The organism is Nocardia sp. NPDC056000, assembly GCF_042269265.1.
Classification (GTDB): Bacteria; Actinomycetota; Actinomycetes; order Mycobacteriales; family Mycobacteriaceae; genus Nocardia.
Map to the genome: position 1 here is coordinate 267,315 of NZ_JBHJXS010000009.1, position 18,010 is coordinate 285,324.

Genomic DNA, 18,010 nt, shown 5'->3' on the forward strand with positions numbered 1-18,010 from the left:
CACCCCAATTGCATAGGAAACACGATGTCCAGCAGTGACTTCGAGCCCCGCCCCATCGACACCCACAAGCCGAGTCCGGCGCGGATCTACCACCACATGATCACCGGTGAGGTGATCTTCGAATCCGATCTGCCGTTCATTCACCGGCTGTACGAGGAGATTCCGTTCTATCCCCTGTGGGCGCAGCACAATCGGCGCTTCCTGGGCCGCGCGGTGCGGCATATGGTCGACTCCGGAATCCGCCAATTCCTCGATATCGGTTCGGGTTTGCCGACCGGCGGCAACACCCACGAGGTGGCCCGGAGCCTGGCCCCCGGCACCCGCGTGGTGTACGTCGACAATGACGAGGAAGCCATCAACCGCGCCCGCGACCTGCTGCGTCAACAGGACGTGCTGGAAACCACGGCGATGGTCGACGCCGATCTGCGCGAACCCGCGCGCATCCTCGATCATCCCGACACCAAACGCCTGATCGACTTCTCCGAACCGGTTGGGCTGCTGCTGATCTCGGTGCTGCCCTGGATTCCCGACGCGGCCGATCCGGCGTCACTGCTGGGGCAGTTCCGCGCCGCCGTGGTGCCCGGCAGCCAACTCGCCATGACCCACGTCTCCCTCGAGGACGCGGGCACCGAGATAAAGCAGCAGGTAGCAGCGGGCGCGGCGGTCTTCGGTGACGCCAGCACCCCCGTCACCCTGCGCACCCGGCACCAATTCGAAACCTTCTTCACCGGTTGGAAATTGGCGGATCCGGGCATCACCTACGCCACGGACTGGCATCCCGAAGAACCGGTGGACACCACCGATTACGCCCGTCCATGCAACTTCGCTGCTATCGGAACCCTCCCCTAGCGCGAATAGATAGGTGTGCTGTGCGGCCGCCGATGTCGCCGGCGCACGTTCGAAAGGATCCACCATGCTGTCGACACCGACCGTCGGACAATTCCGCAAGGCCAGCTCCAGCTCCCCGCAACAAGCCTGCGTCATGGTCTACCGCGACGACCAGCGCACGCTGATCTGGGACGACAAACTCGCCGCCACCGTCGACACCCCGCACGTCCCGCCGGGACAGTGCCTGAGCTTCGACCACGAGCAATTCGAAGTGATCCAGGAAGCGATCCGAGCCGGGGAACCGGTTGATCGCTTCCTGGTGATCAACCGAAGATTCGACGGGCTCTACGAATTCAGCGCGGACGCGGAATGCAGCGCGTCCGCGGGAGACGCTCGGCTGTACTTCGACCACCGCGAGTTCATGGCATTCGTGGACGCGGTGGAACAGCACGAGTTCGCACAGTCGGTATTCGTTTAAGCGGTCCGATGTCCGGCGAGGTCCGGCGAGACCTCATGGATTCGCCACCGGCGGGATCTCGGTGAGCGTTGCCACCGGACCCCTGCCGGCACCGGCGACCGACTCGTACACCGTCGTGACGCATCACGACTGTCCGGCGAACTCGATCCGGTCGCCCTCGTGCACAGTGACATGGCGTTCGCCCGTGTGGTCCTTGAGGAACAATAGCGCCGCGCGCCGTACCGCACTGGAGATCTTGCGGGTACGGGCAGCCGCTTGCTCGTAGCCGAGAGCTACTTCGACCTGGATCGTTGAACTGACCCTGCTCATCAGCTCGACGAGTTTGCCTGGCGGGTTGCCCTATAGCTATCTCGTTACCTACCAACTGGTTCGGTCATCGGCACCGCCGCAGAATGCCCGACGCGCGGCACTGTTCCCGTTCTTGGGAAGAAGTTGATCCGCCGTTTCCCGATGCCGGGGACATCCGCATGTGTGGCACGGACGCGATTGTCAGACGCCCGGCGGGATAACCGTCGCCCTGAACAGGTAATCCACACCCTCATAGTGCTTGCCGGAGGGGTTGGGTATCACCTCGTCGATACGGTATTCCAGGTCGCGGGGCAGGATCAGCTCGCGCTGGTATATGTTGCGGCTCTCCTGACCCATCCACAATCCGTGTGATCCCGCGGGCACGTCCAGTTCGAGGCGGTAGCCGCGGGCGTAGTAATCCGGTGGGGCCGCGCCAAGGCTTGTCGAGCTGTAGCCGCGTTCCTTCTGGACGACTCCCCGCAGCAGTGCGGGATCGCGAGCACCGATGGGAATACCGTTCTGATCGACCAGATGGTCGATGGATTCCAGACCTCGCACCGCGCGAACGGAATCGGGCAGGGGTTGGGCTACCGCCCGGTCCATACGCGTGACGCGTGTCTCGATGAGTGCGAGCGAGGGCCTGGACTGTAAGATCTCCCAGAGGTGGTCGTAGTGTGCGAAATTGGTGAACAGTTCCTCGACTCGGGCAGTTGGAGCGGGATGGGAGAGAATCGATTCCAGCAGGGCCCTATCCGACGAGGGCAGCTCCGGATTCCGCAGTACGCGGGTGATGTCTTCCGGCTCGGGCAGGTGGGAATCAGTGAGAGAGCGAAGCCGTCGATAGCGTTCGCTTTCGGCCCGCATCCAGTTCAACCCCACGCCGGGATCGTCGAATCGCAGTACGCGATTGAGTACCGGACCAGAGGTGTAGATGTATGCCTCCTGAAGTTCGCTGCGGGGCAAGCGATCTCGGATCGGACCGAGCACCCTCTCGCCGTACCGCTCCCCCGCCTCATTGCTCGCGTGGGTAATAGCGGACAGCCGCGAGGATTGGGAATCGGCTATCGCGCGCACAGCGGTGCGCTCGACACCATCAGCATCGGTGCATACGGCGCGCATGCGTGAGGCGACCTGTCGACTCACACTGGTCGGGGACTCGACAGCCAGTTCGGTTTCCCGAATGAGCGTGCGTACCAAGCCAATTGCCGCATTGGACAGATTAGCGGAGAACTCTGCGGCCATCGAGGCCTCGGCCGATCACGGGCGCCGGTTCAATAACCCTTCGGCGAACGACCGGGATCGGCCTGTTGCACGTTCGCAGCCAGGTTCGAACCATCTCGCGAAACGTGGTACCGGGCCATGACGTAGTTCATACTGGCGGCGATATTGGCCTGCGGGTCGGTGATATTCGAGGACGTGCCGGCGACGTGGTACGCGGAGAATGTGCCGGGAATGGTCTGGGTGAGGCCTTGCGACGGAGTACCGGCGCGGGCGTTCGAATCGCTCAGGTTGATCGAGCCGATATCGCCGCCGGACTCACGCTCGATCAGTACGCGGTAGCCGCGGGTCCAGTTCGCGCGGGCGACCGGATCGGTGATACCCAGAGCATCGAGCGCCTTGCCGATGTAGGCGTCGATCTCGGTTGAGCTGAGGCGGCGGTGCGGAGTGGAACCACCGGTGGAATTGACCGGCGAAGTGTATTGGCTGTTATAGCCACCGCTGCCATTGGTGGGCACGTAACTGTTTCTCCCGCCGCCCGATCCACTGCCACCGGAACTGCTCGGAATGAAGCCCGGGAAGCTCGAACCACCTGAACCGCCACCCGACGAACCCCCATCGCCGCCCTGATAGCTCTGCGGCACGGTGGCACCGTGGGCGTTGTTCAGATCCCAGGCCTGCACCACGGCGTCCTCGGCTTTGCCCACGGCGTTGTCGATCTGATCGATGGCACCCAATTGTGCTTGCACGCTGGGCTTTGCGGGCACGGTGCCGATGATGCCGTTGATCGTGTCGCGCAATGCCTTCACCTCGGCGCGGGTCTTCTCGGTGATGCCCGCGGACTTCTGCGCGATATCGGCGATATGGGTGTCGAGTGAATTCAGTTCGGATTTGTACTGTGTGAGTTGGGTGTCGGTCGCGTGGTACTGGGTCGCGGCGGCACCGGTGCCCGCCGACTGACCGGTGGCGTCGTTCAACGCCTTGGCGGTAATTTGCTGGGCGATGCCCTTGCCGAGGGTGTCCAGAAGCAGCTGCATGACCTGCTCGGTGGTGCCGATGAAATCGTTCAGCATCGGTGCCTGCGAGACTCGGTTGAGCTTCACGTCGGCACCGGCGGCTGGTAGGTCCAACGAGGCAACCATCATTCACCTTCCTCGGCCACTTACCCTCCCGCAGCCTAGCCAGTCGGGGGCGCGGCGCCTTCCCAGCTTCGGGAAGCTCGGAAATGGATCGGCGGGATTCACGCTCGAGAATCGGAAGACGATGTCGTATCTGCTGTCAGGAGGATCAGCGTGGAGTTGCGGGATATCGAGATCTTCCTGACCCTGGCCGAGGAACTACATTTCGGCAAAGCCGCTCAGCGACTGTATCTTTCGACGGCGCGCGTGAGTCAGTCCATCAAGAGTCAGGAACGCCGGATCGGCGGGCTGCTGGTCGATCGGTCGAATCCTCGCAGTGTGCAGCTCACTCCGCTGGGACATCAGCTGGTCGCGGAGCTGAAACCCGCGTATCGGGACGTGATTTCGGCTGTCGAGCATGCCCGGCAGGCGGCAGCGGGGATCTCCGGGACGCTGCGGGTTTCGATGATCGGTTATAACGCCTATGACTACCGGCCGTTCTGGGATGCCTTTCGCAGACGACATCCGATGTGGGAATTGCGGGTGCGCAGTAGTGAGTTCAGCGATCAGTTCGGGCCACTGCACCGCGGGGAGGCCGATATCGTCATCGCCTGGGTGCCCGTGGACGAGCCCGGGTTGACGGTCGGCCCGATCATGTCCGTCGAGCCGATGGTGGCGATCATGCCGGTCGATCACGAACTGGCCGGTGAGAAATACGTGTCGATGGAGGTTTTCGGGGATCGCGGGGTTTTCGCGCCCAGTGATCCGATGCCGGACTATTGGGAGGACGCGGTGAGCCCGTTCTACACCCCGCGCGGGCGGCCCATCGACCGGGTCACCCCGATCTCGACCCTCGAGGACATTCTCACCACCGCCAGCACCTCGGGCACCTTCACCAGCGGTATGAGCCATATCGCCCGTTACTACAATCGGCCCGGCGTCGCCTATGTACCCATTGCCGATTCACATCGAGTACGGTGGGCGCCGGTGTGGCGCAGCGACTTCGAGACCGAACCGATCCGGGCATTCGCCGATGTCGTCCGTGAATTGGGCACGCTGGATCAGCTCTGAGGCGCGCAATCGTGCGTTCGCAGGATTCGTTGATTAGCAATAGTGATCGTTCGTGTAGAGATTCGATGTTGTTCCCGAGCGCGATGGAAAGCAGGCTGATCGGAACTACCTTTCGCGCGCAACCACGGGAGCACTCTTGTCCGAGATCGAAGGCACCGTTTCATCGCATCTGACGCGATGGGTGCTGGAGGCGGCGTTGCAGATCGGCGTATCCGATGGGGATATCGCCACGATCAGCGGGCTCGGGCAGGAACTACTCGGCGATGACTTCCTCCGCATCCCCTCGACGGCGCTGCTGCGCCTGTGGGAATTGATAAGTGCGACAGGCGGAATCGGGGCCGGTGTGCGAGTGGCCGAGGTGGCGCGACCGGGACGGCTGCACATTTGGGACTACCTCATCAGCGGGGCGTCGAGTCTGGCCGACGGCTTTGCCGATGCCGCGCGATTCGCCTCGGTCATGGCGGACCCCGACACCGCGCTCGTAGTCACCATGCTCGACGGGCAGTTCATCGCCGAATTCCGTGGCAGGCCATACGATGAGGCCATCGCCCCGGTGGTGAACGAATTCTCGATGGCTGTGCTGGTACATCGGGCGCGTGCGTTCGCCGGTAGCGCCGCCGCGCCGATTCGCCTCGATTTCGCGCATCCCGCGCCACCCGATCCGAGCTATCTCATCGAGACATTCGGCACCGGCAATATTCATTTCGATCAGCCTCGCACCGCGGTGACGCTGCCCGATGCCGAACGCGCGCGCGACGGCCGCCCCTACGATCCCGAACTGCGCCATATTCTGCTGCGCTACGCCCAGCTCATTATCGACACCGCTCGGCCCGCGCCGACCTGGGAAGACACCCTGCGCGCGGAGATCACCGCCGCGCTGGCCGAAAAACAAAGCGCGGAAATAGAAGTCGTCGCCCAGCGGCTGGCGCTGAGCCCACGTACCCTGCAACGACGGCTCGCCGATCACGGCACCTCGTGGCGGCGGGAATTGGAGACCGTGCGATGTCAGCAGGCCACGCTGCTGCTGCGAGACACCCGGTTGCCGATGCAGTCGATCGCCGGTCGGGTCGGCTACCGCAACCCGCGCGCGCTGCGCCGGGCGTTCCACCGCTGGACCGGGCAAACCCCGGACGCGTTCCGACGCGCCCACTGAATCGGGCCGACCCCGCTCGACGAGCACACCGGAAGGACGCCATGGACCACGCGAATCGGATGCCGCATCTGACACCGCACAGCGGGTCCGAGCCAATCCCCCAGCAGCCCAGCGCACTTGCCGATACGGTGTCCGCGCGCCTGACCACGCTGGTCCTCGATGTGGCCGCGCACGTGGGCGTGTCACCGCACGAGACCGCATTCATCAGCGACCTGGCCGCGGGGCAGGACAATCTCGATCGCGTTCCGACGAGCGCACAGCATCGACTGTGGGAAATCGTGCACGCCAGCGGCGGGCCCGGCGTCGGACTGCAGGCCGCGCGCATGGCCGAGGTCGGCCGACTGCACGTCTGGGACTATATGCTCACCAGTGCGACCACGCTGGCCGAGGGATTTGTCGATGCGGCGCAATACCTTTCGACCGTCGCCGATCCGGCGCTGGTGCTCACCGTGATCTCGGACGGACCGCGCCTGACCGTCGGGTATTACGGGGCCAGGTACTCCGAGGCGGTGGACTGGCAGATCAGCGAGTTCGCACTGGCACTGTTGCTGCGCCGGGCACGGGAGGCACGCGGGGCCGCCGCCACACCGGTACGGGTCGGCTTCGCGCATCGCGCGCCCGCGCGGCACGCGTATCTCGTCGACGAATTCGGTACCGGCAACATCCATTTCGATCAGGATGCCGATACGCTCACTTTCCTGGATCCCGATCGGGCCGGTTCGGGCACCGCGGGCGATCCCGAACTCAGCCGCATCATGCGGGTGTACGCGCGCTCGATCATGGCGAGTGCGCGGCCCGCGCGCAGCTGGCTGGAGAACTTTCGCGATGTGCTGCTCATGGTGCTCAGCACCGGACCCGCCACCGGAACGATTCTCGATGATGTGGCACAGCGACTTTCGGTGAGCCCCCGCACGCTGCAACGCCGGCTCGCCGAACACGGCACCAGCGGGCGCGCCGAAATCGAGTCCGTCCGCCATGAACGAGCCGTGCGGCTGCTGCTCGATACCGAGCTGCCGGTCGGCTCGATCGCCGGACAGCTCGGGTACAGCGATCATCGCGCCATGGGCCGGGCGTTCCGACGCTGGACCGGACAGACGCCGGACGCCTATCGCAGGTGTGCCCGAAACTAGCCGTGGCACAGACACCGCACCACGCGTCGGTCGCGGTGCGGTGCCGGCCCGCCCACGAACGCGGCGAGTTCGAGTCATACCAGGAGTATCGCATCGATACGACGGGACGGACTTCCCGCCGGTGGCAAGTATTTGTTCAGCGGATTCCCATGTGTGAGAAAGCATTTCAGCGTTCGAAGTGCATGTCACGTCCTCTTCCCAGTGGTGGCCACACCGATAGGGTCCGAAGACATGAGGCGCACACGAACGCGAGCCTGGGGCGCCACCTGTGTCGCCCCACTGCTGCTGATCGGATTGCTCACCGCCTGCTCGTCCGATAACGACCAGCGTCCGGCATCCTGCATCACCGTCCCCAACGGGACTCCGCATACGGCCGCCACCGCGGTCGGTTCCGCCACCACCGATCTATCCCTGCACCCCGAGGTCGCGACCGGCTACCGCACAGGAATGACGCCGGTGCGCACCGGCACCTTCGCGGTCGCCACCGCCAATCCCGTTGCCACCGAGGCGGCATGCGCGGTGCTGCGCGACGGCGGCACCGCCGCGGACGCGTTGGTCGTCGCGCAAACCGTGCTCGGTCTGGTGGAGCCGCAGGCCACCGGCATCGGTGGCGGGGCGTTCCTGCTCTACTACGACGCCGCCACCAAGAGCGTGGACGCCTATGACGGCCGCGAGACCGCGCCCGCCGCCGCGACACCGGACTATCTGCGGTGGGTCAGCGACACCGATCACACTGCGCCGCAGCCGAATACGCGCGCCAGTGGCCGATCGATCGGGACGCCGGGCGTGCTGCGGCTGCTCGAACTCGCCCAGCGCGAGCATGGTCGGCAGCCGTGGCGCGAATTGATGACTCCCGCTGTCGATCTTGCCGACCGAGGGTTCAAGATCAGCCCTCGGATGGCTGCCCAGATCACCGAATCGACCGCAGATCTCGCCAAGGATCCCGGATCCCGCGCCTACTTCCTCGAGCCGGATGGCAGCCCCAAGCGCGCGGGCACCACGTTGACCAATCCCGCTATGGCCAAAACTCTTTCGGCGATCGCGTCGGAGGGAGTGAACGCCTTCTATACCGGGGCCATCGCCGCCGATATCGCGGCCACGATCGCCGATGCCTCGGGCGGGCGCACCCCCGGGCTGACCACGACCGCGGATCTGGCCGCATATCAGGCCAAGAAGCGCACCGCGCTGTGCGCGCCGTATCGCACCCATGAAGTCTGCGGGATGCCCGCGCCATCCTCGGGCGGTACCGCGGTGGCGCAGGTGCTCGGCATGCTCGCCACTAGCGACATGGCCGCGATGAAACCCGAACACACCGGCGGAGATTCCGAAGCCGACCGCGATGGCGGCAAGCCCACCGCCACCGCCGTACACGTGATCTCCGAGGCCGAACGGCTCGCCTACGCCGACCGCGACAAATACCTCGCCGATCCGGATTTCGTTGCCCCGCCCGGTAATTCACCCCGAACGCTGATCGACCCGGCCTATCTGACGCGGCGCGCAGCGCTGATCGATCCCGCACACAGTATGGGCACCGCCCAGCCCGGGGACTTCGGCCCGGTCCCGGTCGGCAACGGCACCCAGCAGATCGAGCACGGCACCAGCCATATCAGCATCGTCGACAGCTACGGCAATGCCGCGAGCATGACCACAACGGTCGAATCCGCCTTCGGCGCATTCCATCTCGTCGACGGGTTCGTATTGAACAACCAACTCACCGACTTCGCCGCCGAACCGCTGGACGCCGCCGGTGTACCCGTGGCCAATCGGCTCGAAGCGGGTAAGCGGCCGCGCAGCTCGATGGCTCCGACGCTGGTCTTCGAGCGCGCCGCGGACGGTTCGCGCGGTCCACTCAGCCATGTCGCGGGTTCGCCGGGCGGTGCGGTGATCATCCAGTTCGTGGTGAAAACACTTGTGGCCATGCTTGATTGGGGCCTGGATCCGCAGCAGGCGGTCTCGATGATCGATTTCGGCGCGGCCAATACCGGCACCACCAATGTCGGCGGGGAGCATCCCGCTGTCGATGCCACCTCGAACGGCGACCACGACGCGCTCGTGCGGCGATTGCGCGAGCTCGGCCATCAGGTCTCGGTCGCACCGCAATCGAGCGGCGCGTCCGCGCTGGCCCGGGACGGGCGCGGCTGGATCGGCGGTGCCGACCCTCGCCGCGAGGGCGCGGTCCTGGGCGACGAACCACCTCGATAAGTAGCCGGGCCGCACTGCGGTACCGGTCCAACAAGAAGGGAAACCCCATGTCAGACACGAAAATACCGGCTTTGCGCCGAACGGCCGCACGGGCGTGCGTGATTACCGCGCTGGCTGTGCTGCCGCTGGCCGCAGTGGATATCGCGGCCTCCGCCGAGCCCATCGATCCGGGCACCTCGATCGCGGTGGAGCGCCCGCATCACCGCAATGACGGCTGGCCGCGCAATGACGGCTACCCGCGCAATAACAACTGGGAGCGCGATATGTCCGATTGGACCGGTCGCCTGCCCGGCGCGCCGTTCCCGGGCATGTTCCCGCCCTCCTGGGACGGCCCGCGCGACTACCGTCACGGTCGCCCGTTCCTGCCGCCGCGCGTATGCAGTGGCTCGTTCGGAAGCTGCTGAGCCACAACTCGAGTAGCGCGGCGGGCTGATCAGCCCGCATATCGCTGCACCGAACCCGTGAACGCCGGGTCTGCCGCACCTGCGGCGGACCCGGCGTTCGGCGTTTCCGGACTCGATTCCGCGCTTCTCATTCAGGGGAACACTGGCCAAGTCACTTAGTGGAACACTAGTTGATGTAACGCTATCTAACGGCACATTAGAAGGAACCAGTGATGAGCGTCCCCACCATCCGCAAGATCGTCGCCTCCTCCCTGCTCGCCGCCTCGGTGGCCGTGGTCCCGGTCGTGACCGCGGCCTCCGCGACCGCCGCACCGGCGAACCTGCTGGTCCACGCGGGCGGCAGCCATGACAGCGACCACTCCGGCGGCGGCAAGAACGGCGGCGGCAAGGAGACCGGCGGCCGCTACGGCCGTGGCCCCCAGGCCAACGCGGGTGCCGACAATCGCAGCCTCGACGGCCGGAATCTCGGCACCGGCAACACTCAGGGCCGCCGCATCGACGAGCAGGACAACGGCGGCGACACCACCGACAACCGCCGCGGCAGCGACCGTGACCAGGCCCCCGGCGCCGGCGATGCGCCCTGGGACAACGGCCACAGCGACGACGCGCAGTCGAACACCCGCGTGCCTGTTGTCCGCGGCAAGTGAGCATACGAAAAAGCCCTTACCGGAATCGATTCCGGTAAGGGCTTTTTCGTGTGTTCAGCTGAGTACGCCGTCGTAACACATGCTCGAGGAACGCCAGGTCGCCGCGGGGCGGACGACCGGGGAGTCGAAGACCCAGTCCGAGATCGGGCCGACCGCCTTCCACATGATGGTGCCGCCGACCACGAACAGTTCGTAGACGTCGTCGGTGCCCGGGATGAGCTGGTTGCCGACGCAGTAGTCGTTGTAAGCACTGCCTGGCTGGCGGGCACCGGGACTGAACTGGCCCACCGGATTTCCGGTTCCCGGGCTGAAGACGGTATCGCCGCGATGCCCGCCGCTCGGACCGCGGAACCACCGCGCCGCACCGAAAGCGTCTGCGCCGCAGGTGAATGCGTTGCCGCCCGCGTAGAGCGTGCCGCCCTGCATATAGCCCGCCCCGTCCCACAGGCAGGGCACTCGCGAAGCCTGCGCCTGCGCGGGGGTGGTGGCCATTCCGAAGGTGAGCGCACCGAAGGCGGCCAGGGCGGCGGACAGCACGCGGGCGCGCCGTCCGATCCGGGGATTGTGAGAAGTGGTTCGAGGGCGCGTAGTGCTCGTGAACATCGATGTCTCCATTACCGTCTGCCGCTCCGCGCCGAGATTTACCCGTGCTGCGGCACTGTCGCTGACATCGATAATGTACCGATGGCTAACGGCACATTAGGCCCGCGTTGTAGCCAGACGTGGGAAGCAGACGACTGTCAGGAATCGGGGTTCAGCACCGCGCTGATCTCGACATCCTGGGCGAGTTGACGATCGATGAGACGGTTCAGCAGACCCGCCGCGGTATGGCCGGGGACCACCCGCAACGTATCGACGCGGGCACTGAAATCGGCGATATCCGCCGCGGTCCGGTCCGAATTCGAGAATGCCCCCCAGGCGTGTTCGCGCACCAGATCCACCACGCGGCGCGCGATTCGATCGCAATCGGCCTTGAGCCGCTCGACTTCGCCGAGCCCGGCCGCGATCGGCACCCCGGCGAGCTCGAGCCGGTCCAGCAGACTCGCGAGATCGGCATCGGCGATTCGATAGGTGGTGGCGTCCACCGGTTCGAACACCCCGGCGGTCACCACCCGGGCGAACCCGTTCGGCACCTCGGCGAAGCGCTGTTGCAGATCGGTGGCGGTGACCACGGCCTGATCGTCCCCGAGCTCGCGGGGCAGCTGATCGGACTCGGGCACGCCGAGCAGATCACCCAGATCATCGCCGCGGTCGAAGGCCGCCAGCAATTCCTTGATTCCATTGAGTTTGATGCCACGATCAAGCAAACGGCTGATGGTGCGGACTCGATTGAGATGTTCCGCCCCGTAATAGCCCGTTCTCCCGCGCACCTCCGGCGGCGGGAGAACCCCCCTCTCGTGATACACGCGGACGCTGCGCACGGTGCTGTCGGCAGCACGCGCGAGCTCGTCGATCGTGTATTCGGGCCCTCCTGTCATATCTAAAGGAAACCACATCGAGGCGGTGCGGGTCCTATGCCTGGTGTCGCGCCGATCGGTGCGCCGTTCGGCGACGGGTTACCCCCGCTGCCCGTGTCGGCGGGGCGGTTCGACCCTCGATCCCGATCGACCATGGAATCTCTTCCCGCCGTTGGCAATTGGTCTGCCGATGCGGGGGCCAACCGGCTCTATCCTGACTCGATGAACGAATCGTCGCACACCCGGGTGAGCGAGGACGAACGCGAGCGCGCCCTGGGTGAACTGTCCCGGCACTTCAGCGGCGGCCGCCTGACCGCACCGGAGTTCGAGGAGCGCAGCACCGCGGTATGGGCCGCGGACACCCGGCGGGAGCTGGCCCGGACCTTCGCCGATCTGCCCGCGGCCCCCGCGCTGGTGCCCGGATCGGAGGTCGGCCCGATCCCCGGGATGGTGGTGCGGGCCGGTGCGGTCGCGATCGCGGCGATCGTGTGCTGGCTGGTGCTGGGAAATGTGCTGTGGCTATTGCTGTTCGGCGTGATCCCGGCGCTGCTGCTGCTCGCCAGGCGCCGGCGATGACACCGCTACCAGCGGGTGTGCGGCCGAATATGGTTGGCCAGATCCACCAGTCGATAGCGATGGAAGCGATCGGCGACCGTGCGCGCCAGATCACGCAGGCTCGACTCCAGACCCATTCGCAAGCCTTCCTCGGTCATCGGGAATCCGAGAATCATGACCGCCGGGCGTTCCGGACGGCCGCCGCCGCGTAGGCATTCCAGCGCCGCGCCGATGACGATCACCCGCAGCTGTGCGGTGCGCGGCTCGTCGGCCAGCTCCTCGAGCCGGGCGGCGGCGGTGTCGAGATCGGTATCGGTGATCTCGGCGACGGGCCGCGAGACCAGCAGCAGGCAGCCGGTCAGCCGGGTCACGGTGAAATGCCGCGAGGACTCCGGCACCTGGTCCAGGATTTCGACCGCACCCAGTGTCGTTCCGTCCGCCACGAGTCGCCGGGCCAATCCGACCGCCGCGCTGATCACGCCGTGATTGACCTGCCACACCGTGCGGTAGTACTCCAGCGCCGCGGTACGCCATCGCTGTGGATCGGCAACGGCGGACTCGGTTTCCACCGCCAGTTCCGCGCTGGCGGCCAGCGCCAGCAGCGGTGCGATCTCGCCCGGCAGCAGCGACGCGACGGTCTCGAAATGCCGGTACGCGCGATCGGGGTGCCGGTCCAGCAGCGCCGCCACCCCGACGAACCATTCGATGCGCCAATCCTGGGCGTACCGGGGCAGCAGTTCGGCGAGCAGCTCACAGGCGGGCAGGGTGTGGCCGAGGTCGAGATGGGCCCGCACAGCGGTCAGGGCGCCTTCGAGCTCGTAGGAATCGGGTGCGGCGATAACACCCGCCAGAATGCGACTGTGCATGCGGTGCAGGGCATCCAGGGCGTGCCGGGGTTCGCTGTGCAGCAGTCCGGACAGCAGGTTCGCCGACGGGTCCTCGCTGTCGATGAGCGGCACCGGTAGCGCCGCGGCGATATCGCCCGGATCGACCCGGGAGGTCTCGATATCGCCGTTCACCATGCCGTCGGTGCGGGCAATGAGCGTCTGGACGCCGAAATCGGCTCGCATGGAACCGAATTCGATCGAACGCTGCGGATGCTCGGTGCCGGTGTCGGCGGCCAGCACCATGCGCAGCACCCCCGCGAGCTGGCAGTACATGGCATAGGCGGAGGTGAAGCGGCGATTCGGGTCCTTGGCGGCGGCGCGGCAGAGCAGGCGATACAGCGCCGGATAGCGGCGCAGCACTTCACGATCCTTCGGATCGGGGATGCCGGGCAGATGGTTGCCCTTCTCATCGCGGCCCAGGTCCAGCACCAGCGCGGCCAGGGTGCGCCCGACCGAGTAGATGTCCGAGGCGATGGTGGGGCCGGTCTCGGTGATCTCGGGCGCTTGATATCCGGGAGTGCCGTAGAGGCTGCCGAAGGAGTCCATGGCGGCCACCGCGCCGAGGTCGATGAGCTTGACCTCATCCTCGGTAACCATGATGTTGTCGGGTTTGAGGTCGTTGTAGGCCAGGCCGAACGAGTGCAGATAGTCCAGTGCGGGAAGCACTTCCATCACATACGCGATGGCCTCGGCGGCGGGCAGGCGCTCGCCGCGGTGTTCGAGCAGTGATTTGAGCGAGCGGCCGCTGACGTACTCCATCACGATATAGCCGTCGGGCATATCGCCGCCGGTGCTGTGCTTGACGAAGTTGTAGATCTTGACGATGCCGGGATGCGCTACCTCGGAGAGGAATTGACGTTCGGCAAGGGCCACCACGTGAGCTTCGAAATCGAGCGGATTCTGTAATCCCTTGAGCACCACCGGGCGATCGCTCACATTGCGGTCCACCGCCAGATAGATCCAGCCCAAACCACCGTGCGCGAGGCAACCCTGCACCTCGTATTGGTCGGCGATCAGATCACCGGGCGCGAGCGGGGGACGAAAATTGAAGGGCGAGTGGCAATTCGCGCACGCTCCGCTCACCTGGGCGGGGTGGTCACGGCTGCGGCGACCGACCGGGCGATCACATTTCCAGCAGAACCGTTTGGGTTCGGGCACTTCCGGGTTCTCCAGCACCACCTGTTTCGGGTCGATGGGTTCGACCCTGGGCAGCTCCACCAGGCCACCGCCGAGACGGCGCACACTGGGACGGGATCGAGCACTGCGGCCCGAGGACAGGGCGGCGTCGAATTCACTCTCGGACAGATCGACGGTCGCTGCCGTCGCGTCCGTAAACCGCTGGGAGACTTCTCTTTTCATACTGGGCGGCGTAATCGGTCGCTCAGGCGCATGCGCGATATCGGCCTTGCCGGGCCGCCGGGTTGCCCAGGGGTGAGCCATCCGCGCGGGCATCTCCGTGCCGCGAATACGCCGGTCGGCCCAGGGATTGGGGCGGCGGCGGTCGGATGTGCTGGGTTGGTCCGGCATGGATACCTCTCGCCCACCGTGGAATCGAGGTCCCATTCTGGGGGCACGACGCATACCGCGCGCACGCCGTATTCCCCACCGTGGGAAGGGAGTTCTCCACGATGGGGTACGGGGCACCGGTTTTCGCTACTGTTCATCCTTCCTTTCGGCCGCCACCAGCTCGGCGGGCGCGTCCTGCGGGCGCGGGCGGCGCTCCGCGATGACCGGATACTGGCCGGTGAAGCCCTGGCGAGCGGCGGCCACCGACTGCACCCGCTTGCGCACCAGGAACCAGCCGCCGACCAGGATCGGGGCCATCACCAGGACGGTGCCGAGCACCGCGCCGCGCTGCACCTCGTCGTCGCCGAAGGCCATCAGCAGCACGACCGCGGCCAGGAAGACCAGCGTCGCGTAGCTGGTGTAGGGCGCACCCATCAATCGGAACGAGGGGCGTTCGGCCTGTCCGGCCCGCCACTGCTTGTACAGCGCCAGCTGGCACAGGATGATCGCGGTCCACGAGGCGATGGTGCCCAGCGCCGACATGTTCAGCACGATCTCGAAGGCCTTGTCCGGCACCAGCGCGTTGAGTACGACACCGATCAGGGCGATGGCGCCGGTGGCCAGGATGCCGACGTACGGCACACCCGTGCGGGACATGCGGGCCGCGACCGCGGGGGCGCTGCCGTTCATCGACATCGAGCGCAGAATGCGGCCGGTCGAGTACAGCCCGGCGTTGAGGCTGGAGAAGGCCGCGGTCAGCACCACCAGGTTCATGATCGAACCCGCCGCCGGCACACCGAGTTTGGCGAAGAAGGTGACGAACGGGCTCACCCCGGCGTGGTACGCGGTGTACGGCAGCAGCAGGCCGAGCAGAATCAGCGAACCGACGTAGAACAGGGCGATGCGGGCGATCACCGAGTTGATGGCCCGGGGCATGATCTTCTCCGGGTTCTCCGCCTCACCCGCTGCCGTGCCGACCAATTCCACTGCGGCGTAGGCGAATACGACACCGGTGGTGACCAGCACCAGCGGCGCGAGGCCGACCGGGAACAGGCCGCCGTGATCGGCGATGACACTGAAACCCGTTGTCTGGCCGTCGACCTTGAAGCGGCCGCCCAGGAAGATCGTGCCGATGATCAGGAACCCGACCAGTGCGATGACCTTGATCAATGCCGCCCAGAACTCGAGCTCACCGAACCATTTCACCGAGATGAGGTTGATGCTCACCACGATCGCCAGTGCGATGAGCGCGATGGTCCACTGCGGGATCACCTGCATCGCGCCCCAGTAGTGGATGTAGGTCGCGACCGCGGTGATGTCGACGATGCCGGTCATACACCAGTGGAAGAAGTACATCCAGCCAACCGCGAAAGCCAGCTTCTCCCCGTAGAACTCGCGGGCGTAGGAGACGAACGAGCCCGAGGACGGGCGGTGCAGCACCAGCTCGCCCAGTGCGCGCAATACGAAGAATACGAAGATGCCGCAGATGCCGTAGAGCAGGAACAACCCGGGGCCGGCGCTGGAGAGGCGGCCACCCGCGCCCAGGAACAGACCGGTGCCAATGGCTCCGCCGATCGCGATCATCTGCAATTGACGCGGACGGAGCGACTTGTGATAGCCCGCGTCCTCGTCGGCCAAGGCGTCCGTGGGCGCATCGGGCGGGTGAACGGTAGTCATGTGGGACCTTTCAGGTGATCCGGGTCATATCGATGTCGAATGTACCGTTAAGCAACGGCACATTCAATACGTAGAAGTAGTTGACATCACATGGAAACACGCACGTAAACAGCCCAATCCTGGGAAGTCGCACTTGTTGACAGGTGCTATGTACCGTTATATATCGATACATTCAGCAAGTCACATGGCCTGGGAGGTCCGTATGGCATGGTTCGAGCGCGAATTCATAGCGGTCCCCGAGGCCCGCAAGAACCAGCTCGTCTACAAGTGGCCGGATCTGAACATCCGGCGCTACAGCCGCGCCATAGTCAACGCCGATGAGACGGCGTTGTTCGTGCGGTCCGGCAAGGTCATCGCGGCCCTGGGTCCCGGCAGGCACCGGATCGACGCGGACGAGCTCCCGGTGCTAGGCGCGCTTGTCGACACCCTGACCGGCGGCAACCTCTACCGCGCCGAACTGTATTTCGTCTCCGGTCGCGAACTACCCGGCAACAAGTTCGGCGGCCGCCTCACCGATATCGTCGACCCGATCAGCGAACAGGTCGTCACCCTGCGCTCCTTCGGCGAATTCGCGCTGTCGGTGCGCGATCCGGCCGAACTGATCACCGGGCTCACCGGCACCGCCGATCCGACCGATCCGGACGCGGTGTCGCGGTGGTGCGCCAACCTCCTGCTCAAGTGTATGAAAATTGCTGTCGCGCAGGGTGTCTCGAAGGGTGAGTGGCCGGTGCTCGGCCTGTCCGGCCAACTCGCGCAGATCGAATCCACGGTCCTACGCGAAACCAACACCCTGCTCTACGAATACGGCCTGCGCGTCCCCCGCATGGGCAACTTCGACATCACCATGGCCGCCGAGGACGCCGAACGCCTCAAACGACTGGCCAAGGACCGCACCTACATCCACCTGACCGGGGACTTCAACCGCTACGCCGCAGGCGAAATGGCCATCGGCGCGGGTCAGGGCATGGCCCGCGGGGGCAACAGCGATATCGGATTCCTCGGCGCCGCACTGGGTCTGAACACCCTGCAACAGTCCCCCACCCCCTGGACTCCGGCCCCCGCCATCACCGAATCCCGTATCTGCCCCACCTGTCACAGCTCTCGCCATCTGGGCGCCCGCTTCTGCGGCGACTGCGGCACCGAACTCACCACCCCCGTCCAGCACTGCCGAAACTGCACCGCGGAACTCCGCGCAACCGCGAAGTTCTGCGTCAACTGCGGTACGCCCAGGCCCTCCCCGAACTGAGCCCGCGCCGGCACCGCCGGGTTCGGGCTTCCACACAGCGAACTCCTTTGAGGTACTGCATAATTGGCAGCTGCCAGCCGGGTCATCGGCTGGCAGTCCTGTTTTGAACGCTTTATCCGGCAGTGGTTTTCACTGCTTCGAGGAA

The 18,010-nt window shown here is 65.6% G+C and carries 17 protein-coding genes; 10 read left to right on the top strand and 7 right to left on the bottom strand.

The genetic code is table 11. From position 1 onward, the window contains the following. The first annotated feature begins 24 nt into the window (after nt 1-24). Together ACFC4D_RS26585 and ACFC4D_RS26590 are read left to right on the top strand one after the other, a co-directional pair. Nucleotides 25-849, top strand: a complete 825-nt coding sequence (locus ACFC4D_RS26585; RefSeq protein ID WP_375957458.1) for an SAM-dependent methyltransferase — start codon at nt 25-27, stop codon at nt 847-849. Between the two features lie 64 nt (nt 850-913). Further along, nucleotides 914-1,306, top strand: coding sequence for a hypothetical protein (locus tag ACFC4D_RS26590; protein WP_376067507.1), 393 nt, complete (start codon nt 914-916; stop codon nt 1,304-1,306). A gap of 123 nt (nt 1,307-1,429) precedes the next feature. Here ACFC4D_RS26590 and ACFC4D_RS26595 read toward each other — a convergent pair whose 3' ends face one another. The 3 genes from ACFC4D_RS26595 to ACFC4D_RS26605 form a co-directional block, all read right to left on the bottom strand. Beyond that, nucleotides 1,430-1,615, bottom strand: a complete 186-nt coding sequence (locus ACFC4D_RS26595; RefSeq protein WP_376067510.1) for a hypothetical protein — start codon at nt 1,613-1,615, stop codon at nt 1,430-1,432. A 180-nt stretch (nt 1,616-1,795) separates the two neighbouring features. Continuing rightward, nucleotides 1,796-2,713 (bottom strand): ADP-ribosyltransferase, encoded by a 918-nt coding sequence (locus ACFC4D_RS26600; RefSeq protein WP_376067512.1) that lies wholly within the window; start codon nt 2,711-2,713, stop codon nt 1,796-1,798. Between the two features lie 152 nt (nt 2,714-2,865). Next, a complete protein-coding gene (locus tag ACFC4D_RS26605; protein WP_376067515.1) occupies nt 2,866-3,957 on the bottom strand; it encodes a hypothetical protein in 1,092 nt (363 codons plus the stop codon). 147 nt (nt 3,958-4,104) lie between these two features. On the opposite strand from ACFC4D_RS26605, the gene ACFC4D_RS26610 reads away from it, so the two are divergent. The 6 genes from ACFC4D_RS26610 (at nt 4,105) to ACFC4D_RS26635 (ending at nt 10,537) form a co-directional block, all read left to right on the top strand. Beyond that, entirely contained in the window at nt 4,105-5,001 is an 897-nt protein-coding gene (locus tag ACFC4D_RS26610) for a LysR family transcriptional regulator (RefSeq protein WP_376067517.1), read from the top strand. A 136-nt stretch (nt 5,002-5,137) separates the two neighbouring features. Then, entirely contained in the window at nt 5,138-6,154 is a 1,017-nt protein-coding gene (locus ACFC4D_RS26615; RefSeq protein ID WP_375957427.1) for an AraC family transcriptional regulator ligand-binding domain-containing protein, read from the top strand. 41 nt (nt 6,155-6,195) lie between these two features. Beyond that, on the top strand, nt 6,196-7,284 hold the full coding sequence (locus tag ACFC4D_RS26620) for a helix-turn-helix domain-containing protein (RefSeq protein WP_376067520.1): 1,089 nt from the start codon (nt 6,196-6,198) through the stop codon (nt 7,282-7,284). A 231-nt stretch (nt 7,285-7,515) separates the two neighbouring features. After that, nucleotides 7,516-9,486, top strand: coding sequence for a gamma-glutamyltransferase family protein (locus ACFC4D_RS26625; RefSeq protein ID WP_376067523.1), 1,971 nt, complete (start codon nt 7,516-7,518; stop codon nt 9,484-9,486). Nucleotides 9,487-9,533: 47 nt separating this feature from the next. Continuing rightward, a complete protein-coding gene (locus ACFC4D_RS26630; protein ID WP_375957419.1) occupies nt 9,534-9,890 on the top strand; it encodes a hypothetical protein in 357 nt (118 codons plus the stop codon). Nucleotides 9,891-10,102: 212 nt separating this feature from the next. Beyond that, nucleotides 10,103-10,537: a hypothetical protein gene (locus tag ACFC4D_RS26635; RefSeq protein ID WP_376067525.1), complete on the top strand. Its 435-nt coding sequence runs from the start codon at nt 10,103-10,105 to the stop codon at nt 10,535-10,537. Between the two features lie 54 nt (nt 10,538-10,591). Here the strand turns inward: ACFC4D_RS26635 and ACFC4D_RS26640 are convergent, their stop codons facing one another. Continuing rightward, on the bottom strand, nt 10,592-11,140 hold the full coding sequence (locus tag ACFC4D_RS26640; RefSeq protein WP_375957413.1) for a hypothetical protein: 549 nt from the start codon (nt 11,138-11,140) through the stop codon (nt 10,592-10,594). Nucleotides 11,141-11,277: 137 nt separating this feature from the next. Then, nucleotides 11,278-12,015 carry a MerR family transcriptional regulator gene (locus ACFC4D_RS26645; protein ID WP_376067527.1) on the bottom strand — a complete coding sequence of 246 codons (738 nt, stop codon included), beginning with the start codon at nt 12,013-12,015 and terminating at the stop codon, nt 11,278-11,280. Between the two features lie 201 nt (nt 12,016-12,216). Here ACFC4D_RS26645 and ACFC4D_RS26650 point away from each other — a divergent pair, with 201 nt between their 5' ends. Beyond that, the gene (locus tag ACFC4D_RS26650; protein ID WP_376067530.1) at nt 12,217-12,570 is read left to right on the top strand and encodes a DUF1707 domain-containing protein; all 354 of its coding nucleotides are present in this window, start codon (nt 12,217-12,219) and stop codon (nt 12,568-12,570) included. Nucleotides 12,571-12,575: 5 nt separating this feature from the next. Here ACFC4D_RS26650 and ACFC4D_RS26655 read toward each other — a convergent pair whose 3' ends face one another. Further along, nucleotides 12,576-15,017, bottom strand: coding sequence for a tetratricopeptide repeat protein (locus tag ACFC4D_RS26655; protein WP_376067532.1), 2,442 nt, complete (start codon nt 15,015-15,017; stop codon nt 12,576-12,578). A gap of 72 nt (nt 15,018-15,089) precedes the next feature. Then, the gene (locus tag ACFC4D_RS26660) at nt 15,090-16,619 is read right to left on the bottom strand and encodes an amino acid permease (RefSeq protein WP_364650872.1); all 1,530 of its coding nucleotides are present in this window, start codon (nt 16,617-16,619) and stop codon (nt 15,090-15,092) included. 202 nt (nt 16,620-16,821) lie between these two features. On the opposite strand from ACFC4D_RS26660, the gene ACFC4D_RS26665 reads away from it, so the two are divergent. Then, nucleotides 16,822-17,865, top strand: a complete 1,044-nt coding sequence (locus ACFC4D_RS26665) for an SPFH domain-containing protein (protein WP_375957401.1) — start codon at nt 16,822-16,824, stop codon at nt 17,863-17,865. Nucleotides 17,866-18,010 lie beyond the last annotated feature (145 nt).

What these genes read in the sequence shown, in the direction of transcription:
- ACFC4D_RS26640 (WP_375957413.1), bottom strand. Translation starts at nt 11,140, where the DNA reads ATGTTCACGAGCACTACGCGCCCTCGAACCACTTCTCACAATCCCCGG.
- ACFC4D_RS26635 (WP_376067525.1), top strand. Translation starts at nt 10,103, where the DNA reads ATGAGCGTCCCCACCATCCGCAAGATCGTCGCCTCCTCCCTGCTCGCC.
- ACFC4D_RS26645 (WP_376067527.1), bottom strand. Translation starts at nt 12,015, where the DNA reads ATGACAGGAGGGCCCGAATACACGATCGACGAGCTCGCGCGTGCTGCC.
- ACFC4D_RS26660 (WP_364650872.1), bottom strand. Translation starts at nt 16,619, where the DNA reads ATGACTACCGTTCACCCGCCCGATGCGCCCACGGACGCCTTGGCCGAC.
- ACFC4D_RS26655 (WP_376067532.1), bottom strand. Translation starts at nt 15,017, where the DNA reads ATGCGTCGTGCCCCCAGAATGGGACCTCGATTCCACGGTGGGCGAGAG.
- ACFC4D_RS26605 (WP_376067515.1), bottom strand. Translation starts at nt 3,957, where the DNA reads ATGATGGTTGCCTCGTTGGACCTACCAGCCGCCGGTGCCGACGTGAAG.
- ACFC4D_RS26585 (WP_375957458.1), top strand. Translation starts at nt 25, where the DNA reads ATGTCCAGCAGTGACTTCGAGCCCCGCCCCATCGACACCCACAAGCCG.
- ACFC4D_RS26590 (WP_376067507.1), top strand. Translation starts at nt 914, where the DNA reads ATGCTGTCGACACCGACCGTCGGACAATTCCGCAAGGCCAGCTCCAGC.
- ACFC4D_RS26630 (WP_375957419.1), top strand. Translation starts at nt 9,534, where the DNA reads ATGTCAGACACGAAAATACCGGCTTTGCGCCGAACGGCCGCACGGGCG.
- ACFC4D_RS26665 (WP_375957401.1), top strand. Translation starts at nt 16,822, where the DNA reads ATGGCATGGTTCGAGCGCGAATTCATAGCGGTCCCCGAGGCCCGCAAG.
- ACFC4D_RS26595 (WP_376067510.1), bottom strand. Translation starts at nt 1,615, where the DNA reads ATGAGCAGGGTCAGTTCAACGATCCAGGTCGAAGTAGCTCTCGGCTAC.
- ACFC4D_RS26625 (WP_376067523.1), top strand. Translation starts at nt 7,516, where the DNA reads ATGAGGCGCACACGAACGCGAGCCTGGGGCGCCACCTGTGTCGCCCCA.
- ACFC4D_RS26650 (WP_376067530.1), top strand. Translation starts at nt 12,217, where the DNA reads ATGAACGAATCGTCGCACACCCGGGTGAGCGAGGACGAACGCGAGCGC.
- ACFC4D_RS26620 (WP_376067520.1), top strand. Translation starts at nt 6,196, where the DNA reads ATGGACCACGCGAATCGGATGCCGCATCTGACACCGCACAGCGGGTCC.
- ACFC4D_RS26600 (WP_376067512.1), bottom strand. Translation starts at nt 2,713, where the DNA reads ATGCGCGCCGTATGCACCGATGCTGATGGTGTCGAGCGCACCGCTGTG.